The following is a 15,638-nucleotide window of genomic DNA, read 5'->3' as shown; positions in this document are numbered from 1 at the left end:
GACCGCTAGGGTGTGCGCATGAATGATCTGGCCAATTCCAACATGACCCAAAACTCCCAGCCCGTGCGCATTGATTTCAATACGCCCGAGTTGCAACGCAAGCGCCGCATGCGTGCGCTCAAGGACCGCCTGACCCGCTGGTACGTCCTGGTGGGCGGGCTTGCCGTGTTGGCGGCAATCACCCTGATCTTCTTCTACCTGGCCTATGTGGTGTTGCCACTGTTCCAGGGCGCCGAGCTCACCAGCAAAAAAGCCCTGGAGCCTACCTGGCTGCAACAGGATGCCGGTAAGCCGCTGCTGATCGCGCTTGAAGAACAGAACCTGGTGGGGATGCGAGTTTCGGACAAGGGCCAGGCACTGTTCTTCGATACCAAGACCGGTAACGAGCTCAAGCGGGTCGATCTGCCAGTGCCGGCAGACACCCAGGTCACCTCGATCAGTACCGACCAGCCGGGCAGCCCGTTGGTGGTGCTGGGTTTGTCCAATGGTCAGGCGCTGGTGTTCCACCACACCTACAAGATCACCTACCCGGACAACAAGAAAACCATCACCCCCGGCATCGACTACCCGTACGGTGAGCAGCCGTTCGTGCTCGACGAACAGGGCCGTGCGCTGGAACACGTCAACGTCAACGTCAATGGCGACACCCTGGTACTGGCCGGGTCTACCGGCGCGCACCTGCAGGTGGTGCAGCTGACGCGCACCGAAAACATGATGACCGAAGAGGTCACCACCGAGCAGAACCGTATCGTGCTGCCGCAGATGACCGAAGCGGTGAAGAACATCTTCATCGACCCGCGTCAGCAGTGGCTCTACGTGATCAACGGCCGCGCCACCGCCGACGTGTTCAGCCTGCGTGACAAGAGCCTCAACGGCCGCTACAAACTGGCCGAAAGCGCTGACACTGAAATTACCGCCAGCGCCCAGTTGGTCGGCGGCATTTCGCTGATCATTGGTGATTCCAAAGGTGGCCTGGCCCAATGGTTCATGGCCCGTGACCCGGACGGCGAATCGCGCTTCAAGCAGATCCGTACCTTCCAGATGGGCAAGGCCCCGGTGGTGCAGATCGACGCCGAAGAGCGCCGCAAAGGCTTCATCGCCCTGGACGCCGACGGCAAGCTGGGCGTGTTCCACAGCACGGCGCACCGCACCCTGCTGGTGGAGCCTGCTGCCGAAGGCCCGGGCACCTTGGCCCTGTCGCCGCGCGCCAACCGTATCATCATCGAAGAGGGCGGCAAGCTGCTGCCGCTGAGCCTGCGCAACCCGCACCCTGAAGTTTCCTTCAGCGCACTGTGGGGCAAGGTGTGGTACGAGAACTACGACGAGCCGAAATACGTCTGGCAATCGACTGCTTCCAATACCGACTTCGAGCCCAAGCTGAGCCTCTCGCCGCTGACCTTCGGTACGCTGAAGGCCGCGTTCTACGCGATGATCCTGGCCGCCCCGCTGGCCATTGCCGCCGCCATCTACACCGCCTACTTCATGGCCCCGGGCATGCGCCGCAAGGTCAAACCGGTGATCGAGCTGATGGAAGCCATGCCGACGGTAATCCTCGGCTTCTTCGCCGGCCTGTTCCTGGCGCCGTACCTCGAAGGCCACCTGCCTGGCGTGTTCAGCCTGTTCCTGCTGATGCCGTTCGGCATCCTGCTGGCCGGCTTCACCTGGAGCCGCCTGCCGGAGTCGATCCGCCTGCGTGTGCCGGATGGTTGGGAAGCTGCGATCCTGATACCGGTCATCCTGTTCACCGGCTGGTTCGCCCTGACCATGAGCCCGCACCTGGAAAACTGGTTCTTCGGCGGTGACATGCGCCTGTGGATCACCAACGACCTGGGCATCACCTACGACCAGCGCAACGCCCTGGTAGTGGGTATCGCCATGGGCTTTGCGGTCATCCCGAACATCTACTCCATTGCCGAGGATGCCGTATTCAGCGTGCCGCGCAGCCTGACCCTGGGCTCTTTGGCCCTGGGTGCGACGCCTTGGCAGACCCTGACCCGCGTGGTCATCCTCACCGCCAGCCCGGGTATCTTCTCGGCGCTGATGATCGGCATGGGCCGTGCGGTGGGTGAGACCATGATCGTGCTGATGGCCACCGGCAACACCCCGGTGATGGAGATGAACCTGTTCGAGGGCATGCGCACCCTGGCCGCCAACGTGGCCGTGGAAATGCCGGAATCGGAAGTCGGTGGCAGCCACTATCGCGTGCTGTTCCTGGCCGCCCTGGTGCTGCTGATGTTCACGTTCGTCATGAACACCTTGGCCGAGCTGATTCGCCAGCGTCTGCGCAAGAAATACTCGTCGCTTTGATAGAAAGGTAGCGATCCGTGAAAAAGGATTCCCTCAAAGGCTGGTTCAAGAGCGGCGCCCCTGGCGTCTGGATGAGCGGCGGCGCCGTGGCCATGGCGGTGATCATGACCGTCGGCCTGCTGGCGGTGATTGCCGTGCGCGGCCTGGGCCACTTCTGGCCGGCCGATCTTGTCCAGGCCACCTACAAGGTGCCGGGCCAGGCTGACCATGTCGTCATCGGCGAAGTGGTGCAAAAGGAAGAGGTACCCCGTGCCCGCCTGAAGGGGGCCGGCCTGCCGGTACCGGACCAGGGCCCGGAGTTCATGACCCGCGAGCTGATAAAGGTGGGTAACCGCGACCTCAACGGCAGCGACTTCACCTGGGTGGTCGGCGACTGGCTGGTCGATGAACAGCGCCCGGCCGACCTGATCGCCCTGGAGCGCCGCGAGTGGGGCAACTTCTATGGCTACCTGGTCAGCGTCAAGGAAGAGGGCCGCGTAGTTGCCGAAGGCCCTGCTGCGTGGAACGAACTGCAGGCCCGCCTAAAGCGCGCCAACCAGCTCAACGGTGAGCTGCAGCAGTTGGAGAAGAAGGACATCGGTGCCATCAACCATGGCCTTGAGCGCCTGCGCCTGCAGGCCCGCAAGCTGGAACTGGACGGCAAGCTGGACGCCGCCGCCCAGGCCGACATGGACGCCGACCGCGCCGAGCTGAACAGCCGCTACAAAGCCATCGAAGACCGCTTGAGCGGCCTGCACCAGGCGTTCGCCCGCGACAGCCTGGTGGCCCGTGACGCCAACGGCCGTGAAGTGGAGATCAACCTGAGCAAGGTGGTGCACGCCATCCAGCCGAACGGCATGTCCGGTTTCAACAAGCTGGGTACTTACTTTGCCAAAGTCTGGGAGTTCCTCAGCGATGACCCGCGTGAGGCCAACACCGAAGGCGGTATCTTCCCGGCCATTTTCGGTACCGTGATGATGACCCTGATCATGGCCGTAATCGTCACCCCGTTTGGCGTGCTGGCTGCTGTGTACCTGCGCGAGTACGCACGGCAAGGCCCGGTGACCCGCCTGATCCGTATTGCAGTGAACAACCTGGCTGGCGTGCCGGCGATCGTCTACGGTGTGTTCGGCCTGGGCTTCTTCGTCTACGTGCTGGGTGGCTCGATAGACCGCTTGTTCTTCCCCGAAGCCCTGCCGGCGCCGACCTTGGGTACCCCGGGCCTGCTGTGGGCATCGTTGACCCTGGCACTGCTGGCTGTTCCGGTGGTGATCGTGGCCACCGAAGAAGGTTTGGCGCGTATTCCGCGTACCGTGCGCGAGGGCTCGCTGGCCTTGGGCGCGACCAAGGCCGAGACGCTGTGGAAGATCGTCTTGCCCATGGCAAGCCCGGCCATGATGACCGGCATGATCCTCGCCGTGGCCCGCGCTGCCGGTGAAGTGGCGCCGCTGATGCTGGTGGGTGTGGTGAAGCTGGCGCCGTCGCTGCCAGTGGACGGGAACTACCCCTACCTGCACCTGGACCAGAAGATCATGCACTTGGGCTTCCACATCTATGACGTCGGCTTCCAGAGCCCGAACGTCGAGGCCGCGCGGCCGCTGGTGTACGCCACGGCACTGTTGCTGGTGCTGGTGATCGCTTCCCTCAACTTGTCGGCCGTGTGGATCCGCAACCACCTGCGCGAGAAGTACAAGGCGCTGGACAGCTGAGCCTGATTGCAAGCGTGCCCCCGGTGAGCCGGGCGGCCCTTTGAAACGAATTGACAGCGTATGGAGTTGACCATGCAGCAAGATTCTCATACCCACGGCATCGACATGTCTGCCCTGGGCCGCAACAAGCAGAGCCTGCACCTGGCCGAAGAAACCGTGGCCATCGAAGTGCCGGGCCTGAGCCTGTTCTACGGCGACAAGCAGGCGCTGTTCGACGTCAGCATGAACATTCCCAAGCAGCGCGTAACCGCCTTCATCGGCCCCTCCGGCTGCGGCAAGTCGACCCTGCTGCGCACCTTCAACCGGATGAACGACCTGGTTGATGGCTGCCGTGTGGAAGGCGCCATCAACCTGTACGGCAACAACATTTACCGCAAGGGCGAAGACGTGGCCGAGCTGCGCCGCCGTGTGGGCATGGTGTTCCAGAAGCCCAACCCGTTCCCCAAGACCATCTACGAGAACGTGGTCTACGGCCTGCGTATCCAGGGCATCAACAAAAAGCGTGTGCTTGACGAAGCCGTGGAGTGGGCGCTCAAGGGCGCGGCCCTGTGGGACGAGGTCAAAGACCGCCTGCACGAGTCGGCGCTAGGCCTTTCCGGTGGCCAGCAGCAGCGTCTGGTCATCGCCCGCACCATTGCCGTGGAGCCGGAAGTGCTGTTGCTCGACGAACCGTGCTCGGCACTGGACCCGATCTCGACCCTGAAGGTCGAAGAACTGATCTACGAATTGAAAGCCAAGTACACCATCGTCATCGTGACCCACAACATGCAGCAGGCGGCCCGGGTTTCGGACTACACCGCATTCATGTACATGGGCAAACTGGTCGAATTCGGTGACACCGATACCCTGTTCACCAACCCGGCGAAGAAGCAGACCGAAGACTACATCACCGGTCGCTACGGCTAGCAGCCACGCGGCCCGCTCCCACAGGGAATGACACGAACTACTTGAAGCTTGAAGCCTCTTCGCGGAGCGAACGATGATCAACAAAGAAAGCCTTACTCACCATATTTCCCAGCAGTTCAACGCCGAGCTCGAAGAGGTGCGCAGCCACCTGCTGGCCATGGGTGGTCTGGTGGAAAAACAAGTCAATGACGCGGTTACAGCGCTGATCGAGGCCGACTCGGGTCTGGCCCAGCAAGTGCGCGAAGTCGACGAACAGATCAACCAGATGGAGCGCAACATCGACGAGGAATGCGTGCGCATCCTCGCCCGTCGCCAGCCGGCGGCCTCCGACCTGCGCCTGATCATCAGCATCTCCAAGTCGGTGATCGACCTTGAGCGCATTGGTGACGAGGCCACCAAAATTGCTCGCCGCGCCATCCAGCTGTGCGAAGAAGGCGAGTCGCCGCGCGGCTACGTCGAGGTGCGCCACATTGGCGACCAGGTGCGCAACATGGTCCGCGATGCGCTTGATGCTTTTGCCCGCTTCGATGCCGACCTGGCATTATCGGTAGCCCAGTACGACAAGACCATCGACCGCGAGTACAAGACTGCCCTGCGCGAGCTGGTGACCTACATGATGGAAGACCCGCGCTCTATCTCGCGGGTACTGAGCGTGATCTGGGCGCTGCGCTCGCTGGAGCGTATCGGTGACCATGCCCGCAACATCTCCGAGTTGGTGATTTACCTGGTGCGCGGCACCGACGTGCGCCACATGGGCCTCAAGCGGATGACGGCAGAAGTGCAGGGTACCGCTGTCGCCGACGGCGAAAAGGCTAATGTTCCGGGCGAATCTGACGATAAGTAAGGTTGCTCCCGAGCTTCGACGCCCGGCCTTGGCCGGGCGTTTTCGTTTGCGGTCGAGGAGCCGGCAGGCACCCGCGAACGATGTGAAGAAGTCCCGGCGTGACCAGGTTGTAGCAAATGGCCATTATTTGGCAGTAGGCTAGTCGGGATTCAGAAGGAGTATTGATGAGTAAAGTGAATGTGCTGGTCGTGGATGACGCCCCGTTTATCCGTGACCTGGTCCGCAAGTGCCTGCGCAATGCCTTCCCGGGCATGGCCATCGACGACGCCATCAATGGTCGCAAGGCCATGGCCATGCTGGGCAAGGAAGCCTTCGACCTGGTCCTGTGTGACTGGGAAATGCCGGAAATGTCCGGCCTGGAATTGCTCACCTGGTGCCGTCAGCAGCCAGCGCTGAAGAACCTGCAGTTCATCATGGTGACCAGCCGTGGCGACAAGGAAAACGTCATTCAGGCGATCCAGGCGGGCGTTTCCGACTTTGTTGGCAAGCCGTTCACCAATGAACAACTGCTGACCAAGGTGAAAAAAGCGCTGACCAGGATCGGTAAGCTCGACAGCCTGATGGCCATCGGCCCGGCGCGGGCCAACCCGGCATTCGCCAACGATTCTTTGAGTGCCCTGACAGGTGGCAAGCCAGAGGCAGCCAAGGTGACGGCCCCCCCATCGGCGCCAGTGGCTGCCAAGCCATTGGTCACTGCACCTACGCCTCCAGCCCCCGCGCCGACGGGGCGGGGCCAAGGCCAGTTGCGCCTGGCCAGCGGCATGCAACCGTGCGTGATCAAGGCGCTGAGCCTGAAAGAGGCGCTGTTGGTGGTACGCCGCAGCGAAGCGCTGCCGCAGGTGCTGGAGGGCGCCGTGCTGGACCTGGAGCAGGGCGAGAACGCCGAAGTCGCCCGCCTGAACGGCTACCTGCACGCCGTTGCCGCATTGGAGCCCAAGCCCGACAGCGACTGGCTGCAGTTGACCTTCAAGTTTGTTGACCAGGACGCCCAGAAGCTTGATTACCTGTCGCGCCTGATTGCCCGCGGCACCGCGCAGAAACACTTCACACCCGGCGCCTGAGCCCGGCAATTCATGCGGCGAAGCTGAAATCCTGGGGCTGCTGCCGCAGCCCTATCGCGACACAAGGCCGCTCCAAAAGCCCGCGCAGCCCTGAGCCATCCGACCAACTGCAATACCTGCCTCAAAACGCGCTGCTAGGCTTCGACAGATCATAACTGTCAAAAAGCCACTATCATGCCCGCCCGCCTGCTGCTGTTCTGTGCATTGCTCATGGCCTCGGCGTCGAGCCTGGGTGTGACGCTCTATAAAATCACCGACGATTTCGGTGTCGTGTCCTATACCGACCGGCCAGGCCCTGGCGCCAAACCCTTGGTGCTGCGCGAGCCCATGGTCGAAACGCTCGAAGGCCAAGTGCTGCTGAACGCGAAAACCTTCGACGGCGGCGTGAGCTTTTCGGCACGCAACGAGCTGCATGTGCCGGTAGAGGTCGAATTACGCCTGGACAACCTGGTGAACGCCCAAGGCGGCGATGCCCCGCGTATCGTGCGCCGGCTGCTGCCGCCGCGCACCACGCAAATGCTCAGCGTGCTCAGGGGGCGCCCCGGGCTGCTGCTGAACTACCGCTCGACGCTGCTCCAGGCCATGGGGGACCCTGGCAAGCGGCCTCAGGGCTTCCGGTATGCGTTCCCCTGGGTCGGCGGGCCGTTCCGCGTCACCCAAGGCCCCAACGGCCGTGTCAGCCATTTTGGGCCCAAAGGGCGCTACGCCATGGATTTCGCCATGCCTGAAGGCACTACCATCATCGCGGCGCGGGAAGGCGTGGTGGTGAAGACGCAGAACAGCCAGAGCGGGCGCGAGCCCAACCCCTCGGGCAACTTTGTCAGGATCCTGCACCCGGACGGCACCATGGGCGTTTATCTGCACCTGATGCGTGGTTCGGTGGTGGTGGCGGAGGGGCAGCGGGTACGCCAGGGGCAGATGCTGGCCAAGTCGGGCAATACTGGCAACAGCACAGGCCCGCACCTGCATTTTGTGGTGCAGCGCAATGTGGGGTTGGCGCTGGAGTCGATACCTTACCGGTTCGACCGGCCGATCAGCGGGTTGCCCGACTTTACTGCGGGTAACCCTTGAGATTTTTGGGGCCGCTTTGCGGCCCTTTCGCGGCACAAGGCCGCTCCTACAGGATTACGCGAACCCCTGTAGGAGCGGCCTTGTGCCGCGATGGGCTGCGCAGCAGCCCCGTACTCCTCAATCGAGCTTGAGCACCTTGGCCAGCACGATCTTGGGCCCTTTCATCTTCTTGATGATGATGCGCAGCCCTTCGACCTCCAGCACTTCCTCTTCTTCCGGTACGCGCTTGAGCGTCTCGTAGATCAGCCCCGCCAAGGTTTCCGCCTCGATGTGATCGAGGTCGATGCCCAGCAGGCGCTCCACCTTGAACAGCGGGGTGTCACCGCGTACCAGCAGCTTGCCTGGCTGGTACGCAAGGATGCCGCGCTCGGTCTTGCGGTGTTCGTCCTGGATATCGCCCACCAGCACTTCCAGCACGTCTTCCATGGTCAGGTAGCCGATTACCTTGCCGTCGGCTTCCTCCACCAGCACGAAGTGCGCGCCGCCCTTGCGGAACTGCTCCAGCAGTTGCGACAGCGGCATGTGCCGCGATACGCGCTCCAGCGGCCGGGCAAGGTCGTCCAGGTCGATGGTCTCGGGCAAGTGCTCCAGTTCGGCAAGCTCCAGCAGCAGGTCCTTGATGTGCAGCAGCCCGGTGAACTCTTCACGCTCGGCGTCATACACCGGGTAGCGGCTGAATTTGTGGCGACGTATCAAAGCCAGGATCTGCTTCAGCGGTGCATTGGCATCGATGCTGACCATGTCTTCACGCGAGTTGGCCCAGTCGACCACTTCCAGCTCGCCCATTTCCACGGCCGAGGCGAGCACACGCATGCCTTGGTCGCTCGGGTCCTGGCCACGGCTGGAGTGCAGGATCAGCTTCAGCTCTTCACGGCTGTAGTGGTGGTCGTGGTGCGGGCCCGGTTCGCCCTGGCCGGCAATGCGCAGGATGGTGTTGGCGCTGGCATTGAGCAGGTAGATGGCCGGGTACATCGCCCAGTAGAACAGGTACAGCGGCACGGCCGTCCACAGCGACAGCAGCTCGGGCTTGCGGATGGCCCAGGATTTGGGCGCCAGCTCACCGACCACGATGTGCAGGTAGGAAATGACAAAGAATGCGACGAAGAACGACACGCCCTTGATCAGTTCGGGCGAGTCGACACCGAAGTACGCGAGCAGCGGCTCGAGCAAGTGGGCAAAGGCCGGTTCGCCGACCCAGCCCAGGCCCAGGGAGGCGAGGGTGATGCCCAGCTGGCACGCTGACAGGTAGGCGTCGAGCTGGTTGTGGACCTTGCGCAGGATATTGCCGCGCCAGCCATGCTGTTCGGCGATGGACTCCACGCGCGTGGCGCGCAGCTTGACCATGGCGAACTCGGCGGCAACGAAGAAGCCGTTGAGCAGCACCAGCAGCAAGGCAAAGATGATCATGCCGAAATCGGCGAATAACGAGGTGAGGCTGATACCAGGGGAAGGGTCCATGATGGAGTTTTTACGGGGTCCGTCTTGAGATTGGGAGAAAAAAAGTGCCAGCTCTTGCTGGCACAGGGGATCCAATGTAGCGGCTGGGGCCGTAAAAGCAAAGGGTGGCTGGCTTATTGCGGTCCGTGTGGAAGCGGGCCTGCCCGCGAAGGGCTGCGCAGCCGCGCCGATCTCAAGCCTTTTCGTTGACCAGTTGTGCCGGCGCAAAGTGACAGGTAAAGGTGCTGCCGTGGCCCGGCACGCTGCTGATGTCCAGTTTGCCGCGGTGGCGCATCAGCACATGCTTGACGATCGCCAGCCCCAGCCCTGTGCCACCGGTATTCGATGCACGGCTGGAGTCCACCCGGTAGAAGCGTTCGGTCAGGCGGGGCAAATGCTTGGCGTCGATGCCCACCCCCGAGTCCTGCACCGACAAGTGGGCACCCTGGGCATCGGCCCACCAGCGGATGCGGATGTTGCCCTCGTCCTGGGTGTACTTGACCGCGTTGAACACCAGGTTGGAAAAGGCACTGCGCAGCTCTGACTCGCTGCCCTTCAGCTTCACACCGGGCGCGGCTTCGAGGGTGATGCGCTGGTTACGTGGCCCAGACAGGGCCTGAGCGTCGTTCTTGATCGCGGCGAGCAGGGCTTCGACCGCCACCGGCTGGTTGTCCGACGGGTAATCGGTGGCTTCCAGCTTGGCCAGCAGCAACAGGTCGTTGAGCAGCGTCTGCATGCGCGAGCCTTGCTGGCTCATCTGCTGCAGGGCGCGGCCCCAGCGCGGGTTCACATCCTCTACGTTGTCCAGCAGGGTTTCCAGATACCCCGTGATCACCGTCAGTGGCGTGCGCAATTCGTGCGACACGTTGGCGACGAAGTCCTTGCGCATCTGTTCCAGCTGGTGAATGCGCGTGACATCGCGCACCAGCATCAGGTGTTCGTTGTTGCCGTAGCGGGTGATGTGCAACTGCAGGCGCATCCGGTCGTTGATGGGCGAGGGTATTTCCAGCGGTTCGAGGTAGTTCTCCGTCTCGAAGTACTCCTTGAAGCGCGGATGGCGCACCAGGTTGGTTACCTGCTGGCCACCGTCCTGCGGGGTCTTGAACCCCAGCAGGGTTTCGGCGGCACGGTTCCACCACTCCAGGTTGCCGTCGCTGTCGAGCATGATCACCGCGTCGCGCAGCGCGGCGGTGGACTCCTGCACCCGGTCGATCACTGCCTGCAGGCGGCCACGCACGCGCTGGTCGCGGCGCTGCAGGTGGTAGATGCTGTCGAACACCTCGCCCCATAGGCCGTAACCATCGGGCGGTGCTTCATCGGGTTGGTGGTTGCGCAGCCAGTCGTGCAGGCGCAGCAGCTGCTTGAGGGTCCAGCCCAGGTAAAGCGCCAGGCCAATGGCCAGGCTCCAGCCATAGTAGCCGCTGACCAGCCCGCCAATCAGGCAGACGGTAATCAGCAACAACAGATGGCGAATCAGGGTTGCGTGCCAGTTCTGGTTCAATTGACGGTCCTTGTACAACGACGTGCAGCTTGGCGCTTTTGAACTCGATCAGCTCTTGGTCGAGAAGCGGTAGCCAGTGCCCCGCACGGTTTGTACCAGATTTTCGTAGGCCTCACCCAGCGCCTTGCGCAGACGACGGATGTGTACGTCGACGGTGCGTTCTTCGACATAGACGTTGCCGCCCCACACCTGGTCCAGCAGCTGGCCACGGGTGTAGGCGCGCTCCTGGTGGGTCATGAAGAACTGCAGCAGGCGGTATTCGGTGGGGCCCATCTCGGCGGGCTTGCCGTCGATGGTGACGCGGTGGCTGATCGGGTCGAGCAGCAGGCCGCCGACTTCGATCGGTGCTTCGCTGTCGCTCGGGCCGGTGCGACGCAGCACGGCTTTCAGGCGCGCTACCAGTTCGCGCGGCGAGAACGGCTTGGTGATGTAGTCGTCAGCACCCACTTCAAGGCCCTGGATCTTGTTGTCCTCTTCACCCTTGGCGGTAAGCATGATGATCGGGATGTCGCCGGTCAGCTCATCGCGCTTGAGGCGGCGGGCCAGCTCGATGCCAGAGGTGCCGGGCAACATCCAGTCGAGCAGGATCAGGTCCGGTTTGCGGTCGACGATGATCGCGTGGGCCTGTTGGGAGTTTTCCGCTTCCAGGCAGTCATAGCCGGCCATTTCCAGGGCAACGGCGATCATCTCGCGAATGGGTGCTTCGTCGTCGACGATCAGAATGTTCCTGCCAACCATGCTCAAAACCTCTCCTGGATTCGGTGTCTTGGCCCGCATTAGATAACGGAATTATTGCAGCTGTGTGACAGGGTGTTGGCCGTTATGGCGACATTGCGTGACTGAACTAGGCTTGAAAGGGCCGCTGCGGCGGCAACCCGAACCTAATTCCCCCAGAAACAATGGTGAATCCAATGACACGACAAACGCTGAGCTGGATGGCCCTTTTCACTGCGCTGGCGCTCCCGGGGGTGGCGTCGGCCCACCATGCCATGGAGAAGGACGGCATGTGGGTCGATCATGCCGGCATGACGCTGTACACCTTTGACAAGGATGCGGGCGGCAAGTCGATGTGCAATGACGCGTGCGCCAAAAACTGGCCACCGTTGCTGGTCAAGAAAGAAGACGAAGCACCGAAGGACAAATGGACCCACGTAACGCGTGACGATGGTGCAATGCAGTGGGCCTACGACGGCAAGCCGCTGTATACCTTCATCAAGGACACGAAGGCCGGTGACAAGACCGGTGATGGCGTGAAAGACGTCTGGCATATCGCCAAGCCTTGATATTGCCGGGGCCGCTGTGCGGCCCATGGCCGGCAAGCCAGCTCCCCCGGTTTTTGTGCAGCCTCGCAGGCAGCGCTGTACCTGTGGAGGCTGGCTTGCCGGCGATAGGGCCATCAGCCTTGACGCAGTGTGTAGTCCAGCACTACCCCGATGAACACCAGCAACCCCGCCCAGTGGTTGTGCAAAAACGCTTTGAAGCACGACTCGCGGTCCAGCTTGCGCGTCGACCAGTACTCCCACGCAAAGCACGCCGCCGCACCCAGCAACCCCAGGTGGAACCAGCCCCCCAGTTCGAAGCGGCTACCCGCAAGTAACAGGCAACCTAGCGACAGCATCTGCAAGGTGAGGATGATCGCCCGGTCGGCTTCGCCGAACAGGATCGCGGTCGACTTTACGCCAATCTTCAGGTCGTCATCGCGGTCGACCATGGCGTAATAGGTGTCGTAACCCACCGTCCACAGCAGGTTGGCGATGTACAGCAGCCAGGCGCTGGCCGGCAACTCGCTCCCTGCGGCGGTGAAGGCCATGGGAATGCCCCAGGAATACGCCGCGCCCAGCACCACCTGCGGGTAATAGGTGTAGCGCTTCATGAATGGGTAGCAGGACGCCAGCGCCACCGCGCCAAACGACAGCCACACCGTGCGGCTGTTGGTGCATAGCACCAGCAGGAAGCTTACCCCGACCAGGATCGCAAACAGGGCCAGCGCCTCGCGCGGCTTGACCCGGCCGCTGGCCAGCGGCCGGTCGGCGGTGCGTTTGACGTGGCCGTCCACCTTGCGGTCGGCAAAGTCGTTGATGCAGCAGCCCGCGGCCCGCATCAGCACTACGCCAAGGCCGAAGATCAGCACGTTGGCCAGGGTGGGAGCACCGTTGCCGGCAATCCACACCGCCGACAGGGTCGGCCACAGCAGCAGGTAGATACCGATCGGCCGGTCCATGCGGCTGAGCTGGACGAAGTCCCAGGCCCGTGGGTGCAGGCGGTTCAGTGACTTCAGCAGTTGCATGTACATCAGCGGTTTTCCTCCCTGGCCGCTTGCCACAAGGCCGGCAGGAACACTTCTGCCACCAGCAGGTCCAGGCCGTCTCGTTCAAAGCGCGAGCGGCGCCCCCAAAGTGCTGCATGGGCGGCGTCGGCCGGCAGCCACGCCTGTGGGTAGCTGCACACTTCGATCGGGTGGCGGATGAACGCTTGGTCGCAGAACAGCAGCTCGCCCAGCGAGCGGCTGCCGAGGGTTTCCAGGTCCAGCCCGCCGCGCTCCAGGGCGCTGCGGCTGGCGACACTGCGGGCGAACACCCAAGGCTGGCCATGGCCGCGCAGGTACACCTCGCGCACCCAGCCTTCGGCGCCGGCGGCAATGCCCAGCGCTTGGCATTCATCGTCGCGCAGCGGTTGCCAGCCCTCGAACAGCGGGGTGACGGAGAAGTGATCAAAGGACAGGCGGGTCAGGCGGCGGGTCAGCGAACCCTCGTCGAACAACCAGTCAAGGGTAGGCTGGTCGAAGTCGGTCGCCAGCTGTGAATACGGCAGCCACGCGACAGCGGCTGCTTGCGGGGATTCGTACGACACGTCGGTCTGCTTGTTACAACCAATGAGGCGGCGAGCTTAGCATGATTGCCCCGACTGCTTGCATAATGGCTGAAGCAGGGCCAAAGACCCGCCAGATAAAGCCTGAGTTCTAACGAGGAAAAGACCTGATGAAAAAGTGGCAATGTATTGTCTGTGGCCTGGTCTACGACGAAGCCGAAGGCTGGCCCGACGACGGCATCGCCCCCGGCACCCGTTGGGAAGATGTGCCTGAAGACTGGCTGTGCCCCGACTGTGGCGTGGGCAAAAGCGACTTTGAAATGATCTCCATCGGCTAATCGAGGAAAGCACGACATGACGTCCCCTGTGGTAATCATCGGCACCGGCCTGGCGGGCTACAACCTGGCCCGTGAATTTCGCAAGCTCGATGCGCAGACGCCGCTGCTGCTGATCACCGCCGACGATGGTCGCTCCTACTCCAAGCCCATGCTCTCCATGGGCTTTGCCAAGCAGAAAGACGCCGACGGCCTGTGCATGGCCGAGCCGGGTGCCATGGCCGAGCAACTGAATGCCGAGGTTCGTACCCATACCCGCATCAGCGGCATCGACCCAGGCCACAAGCGCCTGTGGATCGGCGAAGAGGCTGTGGAGTACCGCGACCTGGTGCTGGCCTGGGGGGCGCAGACCGTGCAGGTGCCGATAGAAGGCGATGGCAGCCATCTGGTGTTCCCGATCAACGACCTGGAAGACTACGCACGCTTCCGTACCGCCGCCGTCGGCAAACAACGTGTGCTGATCCTCGGTGCCGGCCTGATCGGCTGCGAATTCGCCAACGACATGAGCTTGGGGGGCTTCCAGGTCGACGTGGTGGCGCCGTGCGAACAGATCATGCCGACCCTGCTGCACCCGGCCGCTGCGGCGGCGGTGCAGGGCGGGCTCGAAGGCCTGGGTGTACACTTCCACCTGGGGCCCGTGCTGACCCGCTTGCACCAGGTGGACCACGGCCTGGAGGCACACCTGTCGGATGGCAGCGTGATTGCCTGCGACCTGGTCGTTTCGGCCATTGGCCTGCGCCCCCGCATCGACCTGGCCGCCGCGGCCGGCTTGCAGACCCATCGTGGCGTCAGCGTAGACCGCGAATTACGTACATCCCACGCCAACATCTTCGCCCTTGGCGATTGTGCCGAGGTCGATGGCATCAACCTGCTCTACGTGATGCCGCTGATGAGCTGTGCCCGGGCGCTGGCGCAAACCCTGGCCGGCAAGCTGACAGCGGTGGCCTACGGGCCGATGCCTATCACCGTCAAGACCCCGGCCTGCCCTTTGGTGGTATCGCCGCCGCCCTTGGGGCACGATGGTACTTGGCAGGTGGAGGGGCAGGGCAGTGACCTCAAGGTGCTCTGCCACGGGGCTGACGGCGAATTGCTGGGTTATGCCCTGACCGGGACAGCCGTCATGGACAAGCTGGCACTGAATCGCCAGTTGCCACCGGTAATGGCGTAAATAGAGGGCGTTCTGTCGGATTTATCCTGTTGTTGCCTGCACAATGGCCGGCCTGATACTGGCGCGGCCCCTGAGCACGTGCCATTCTCACTTCCGTCTGCCGCAGATTAGAGCCTGCGGTGCCTTGAGCGCTGCTCCCAAAGGCAGCACGGCATAACAACAAGAATTCCGTCAAAGAGGCTTCACTATGCGCAAACCAGAACTCGCCGCCGTCATCGCCGATAAGGCTGATCTGACCAAGGAAAAGGCCAATCAGGTGTTGAACGCGATTCTCGACAGCATCACCGGTGCCCTGGACAAGGACACGGTGACCCTGGTCGGTTTCGGCACCTTCGAAAAACGTCATCGCGGCGCGCGTACCGGCAAAAACCCGCAAACCGGTGAGCCGGTCAAGATCAAAGCCAGTAACACCGTGGCCTTCAAGCCAGGCAAGAACCTCAAGGACAGCGTCAATCCACCGGCCGCGCCAGCCAAGGCCGCCAAGAAAAAGTAAGCTTCCGCTGACGAATCGT

At 62.7% G+C, this 15,638-nt stretch carries 15 protein-coding genes; 10 read left to right on the top strand and 5 right to left on the bottom strand.

Translation table 11 applies throughout. The annotated features are described in order from the left end of the window. Positions 1-18 precede the first annotated feature (18 nt). The 6 genes from CKW35_RS15055 (at position 19) to CKW35_RS15030 (ending at position 7,877) form a co-directional block, all read left to right on the top strand. The gene (locus CKW35_RS15055; protein ID WP_095116248.1) at positions 19-2,307 is read left to right on the top strand and encodes an ABC transporter permease subunit; all 2,289 of its coding nucleotides are present in this window, start codon (positions 19-21) and stop codon (positions 2,305-2,307) included. A 71-nt stretch (positions 2,308-2,378) separates the two neighbouring features. Continuing rightward, positions 2,379-3,995 carry a phosphate ABC transporter permease PstA gene (pstA, locus tag CKW35_RS15050; protein WP_172455922.1) on the top strand — a complete coding sequence of 539 codons (1,617 nt, stop codon included), beginning with the start codon at positions 2,379-2,381 and terminating at the stop codon, positions 3,993-3,995. Positions 3,996-4,067: 72 nt separating this feature from the next. Next, a complete protein-coding gene (gene pstB, locus CKW35_RS15045; protein WP_016489847.1) occupies positions 4,068-4,901 on the top strand; it encodes a phosphate ABC transporter ATP-binding protein PstB in 834 nt (277 codons plus the stop codon). 73 nt (positions 4,902-4,974) lie between these two features. Beyond that, on the top strand, positions 4,975-5,745 hold the full coding sequence (gene phoU, locus CKW35_RS15040; protein WP_016489846.1) for a phosphate signaling complex protein PhoU: 771 nt from the start codon (positions 4,975-4,977) through the stop codon (positions 5,743-5,745). A gap of 164 nt (positions 5,746-5,909) precedes the next feature. Next, on the top strand, positions 5,910-6,806 hold the full coding sequence (locus tag CKW35_RS15035; protein ID WP_095116246.1) for a response regulator: 897 nt from the start codon (positions 5,910-5,912) through the stop codon (positions 6,804-6,806). Positions 6,807-6,980: 174 nt separating this feature from the next. Then, positions 6,981-7,877: a peptidoglycan DD-metalloendopeptidase family protein gene (locus CKW35_RS15030; protein ID WP_016489844.1), complete on the top strand. Its 897-nt coding sequence runs from the start codon at positions 6,981-6,983 to the stop codon at positions 7,875-7,877. Positions 7,878-7,994: 117 nt separating this feature from the next. Here the strand turns inward: CKW35_RS15030 and CKW35_RS15025 are convergent, their stop codons facing one another. From CKW35_RS15025 to phoB, 3 genes are all read right to left on the bottom strand, one after another. After that, the gene (locus CKW35_RS15025) at positions 7,995-9,335 is read right to left on the bottom strand and encodes a hemolysin family protein (protein ID WP_095116244.1); all 1,341 of its coding nucleotides are present in this window, start codon (positions 9,333-9,335) and stop codon (positions 7,995-7,997) included. Positions 9,336-9,507: 172 nt separating this feature from the next. Beyond that, complete coding sequence (gene phoR, locus CKW35_RS15020; protein ID WP_023046971.1) at positions 9,508-10,815, bottom strand: phosphate regulon sensor histidine kinase PhoR; 1,308 nt, start codon at positions 10,813-10,815, stop codon at positions 9,508-9,510. Positions 10,816-10,863: 48 nt separating this feature from the next. Further along, on the bottom strand, positions 10,864-11,553 hold the full coding sequence (gene phoB / locus CKW35_RS15015; protein WP_003253341.1) for a phosphate regulon transcriptional regulator PhoB: 690 nt from the start codon (positions 11,551-11,553) through the stop codon (positions 10,864-10,866). 173 nt (positions 11,554-11,726) lie between these two features. On the opposite strand from phoB, the gene CKW35_RS15010 reads away from it, so the two are divergent. Beyond that, complete coding sequence (locus CKW35_RS15010; RefSeq protein ID WP_016489841.1) at positions 11,727-12,098, top strand: hypothetical protein; 372 nt, start codon at positions 11,727-11,729, stop codon at positions 12,096-12,098. Between the two features lie 113 nt (positions 12,099-12,211). Here the strand turns inward: CKW35_RS15010 and ubiA are convergent, their stop codons facing one another. Further along, positions 12,212-13,108, bottom strand: coding sequence for a 4-hydroxybenzoate octaprenyltransferase (gene ubiA / locus CKW35_RS15005; RefSeq protein ID WP_016489840.1), 897 nt, complete (start codon positions 13,106-13,108; stop codon positions 12,212-12,214). Then, positions 13,108-13,665 carry a chorismate lyase gene (locus CKW35_RS15000; protein ID WP_023046969.1) on the bottom strand — a complete coding sequence of 186 codons (558 nt, stop codon included), beginning with the start codon at positions 13,663-13,665 and terminating at the stop codon, positions 13,108-13,110. The genes ubiA and CKW35_RS15000 overlap by 1 nt, the downstream gene beginning before the upstream one ends. A gap of 128 nt (positions 13,666-13,793) precedes the next feature. Here CKW35_RS15000 and CKW35_RS14995 point away from each other — a divergent pair, with 128 nt between their 5' ends. The 3 genes from CKW35_RS14995 to CKW35_RS14985 all read left to right on the top strand — a co-directional run bounded on the left by CKW35_RS14995 (position 13,794) and on the right by CKW35_RS14985 (position 15,619). Then, entirely contained in the window at positions 13,794-13,961 is a 168-nt protein-coding gene (locus CKW35_RS14995) for a rubredoxin (RefSeq protein WP_016489838.1), read from the top strand. 16 nt (positions 13,962-13,977) lie between these two features. After that, entirely contained in the window at positions 13,978-15,126 is a 1,149-nt protein-coding gene (locus CKW35_RS14990; RefSeq protein ID WP_095116242.1) for an NAD(P)/FAD-dependent oxidoreductase, read from the top strand. A gap of 187 nt (positions 15,127-15,313) precedes the next feature. After that, positions 15,314-15,619 (top strand): HU family DNA-binding protein, encoded by a 306-nt coding sequence (locus CKW35_RS14985; RefSeq protein WP_016502242.1) that lies wholly within the window; start codon positions 15,314-15,316, stop codon positions 15,617-15,619. Positions 15,620-15,638 lie beyond the last annotated feature (19 nt).

It is taken from the genome of Pseudomonas sp. Irchel 3F3 (genome assembly GCF_900187545.1).
In the GTDB taxonomy this organism is placed as follows: Bacteria; Pseudomonadota; Gammaproteobacteria; order Pseudomonadales; family Pseudomonadaceae; genus Aquipseudomonas; species Aquipseudomonas fortuita.
The sequence above is the reverse complement of the archived record's forward strand: the minus strand, read 5'-3'. Positions and strand labels throughout refer to the sequence as shown.

What these genes read in the sequence shown, in the direction of transcription:
- CKW35_RS15055 (WP_095116248.1), top strand. Translation starts at nt 19, where the DNA reads ATGAATGATCTGGCCAATTCCAACATGACCCAAAACTCCCAGCCCGTG.
- pstA (WP_172455922.1), top strand. Translation starts at nt 2,379, where the DNA reads ATGAGCGGCGGCGCCGTGGCCATGGCGGTGATCATGACCGTCGGCCTG.
- pstB (WP_016489847.1), top strand. Translation starts at nt 4,068, where the DNA reads ATGCAGCAAGATTCTCATACCCACGGCATCGACATGTCTGCCCTGGGC.
- phoU (WP_016489846.1), top strand. Translation starts at nt 4,975, where the DNA reads ATGATCAACAAAGAAAGCCTTACTCACCATATTTCCCAGCAGTTCAAC.
- CKW35_RS15035 (WP_095116246.1), top strand. Translation starts at nt 5,910, where the DNA reads ATGAGTAAAGTGAATGTGCTGGTCGTGGATGACGCCCCGTTTATCCGT.
- CKW35_RS15030 (WP_016489844.1), top strand. Translation starts at nt 6,981, where the DNA reads ATGCCCGCCCGCCTGCTGCTGTTCTGTGCATTGCTCATGGCCTCGGCG.
- CKW35_RS15025 (WP_095116244.1), bottom strand. Translation starts at nt 9,335, where the DNA reads ATGGACCCTTCCCCTGGTATCAGCCTCACCTCGTTATTCGCCGATTTC.
- phoB (WP_003253341.1), bottom strand. Translation starts at nt 11,553, where the DNA reads ATGGTTGGCAGGAACATTCTGATCGTCGACGACGAAGCACCCATTCGC.
- CKW35_RS15010 (WP_016489841.1), top strand. Translation starts at nt 11,727, where the DNA reads ATGACACGACAAACGCTGAGCTGGATGGCCCTTTTCACTGCGCTGGCG.
- ubiA (WP_016489840.1), bottom strand. Translation starts at nt 13,108, where the DNA reads ATGTACATGCAACTGCTGAAGTCACTGAACCGCCTGCACCCACGGGCC.
- CKW35_RS14995 (WP_016489838.1), top strand. Translation starts at nt 13,794, where the DNA reads ATGAAAAAGTGGCAATGTATTGTCTGTGGCCTGGTCTACGACGAAGCC.
- CKW35_RS14990 (WP_095116242.1), top strand. Translation starts at nt 13,978, where the DNA reads ATGACGTCCCCTGTGGTAATCATCGGCACCGGCCTGGCGGGCTACAAC.
- CKW35_RS14985 (WP_016502242.1), top strand. Translation starts at nt 15,314, where the DNA reads ATGCGCAAACCAGAACTCGCCGCCGTCATCGCCGATAAGGCTGATCTG.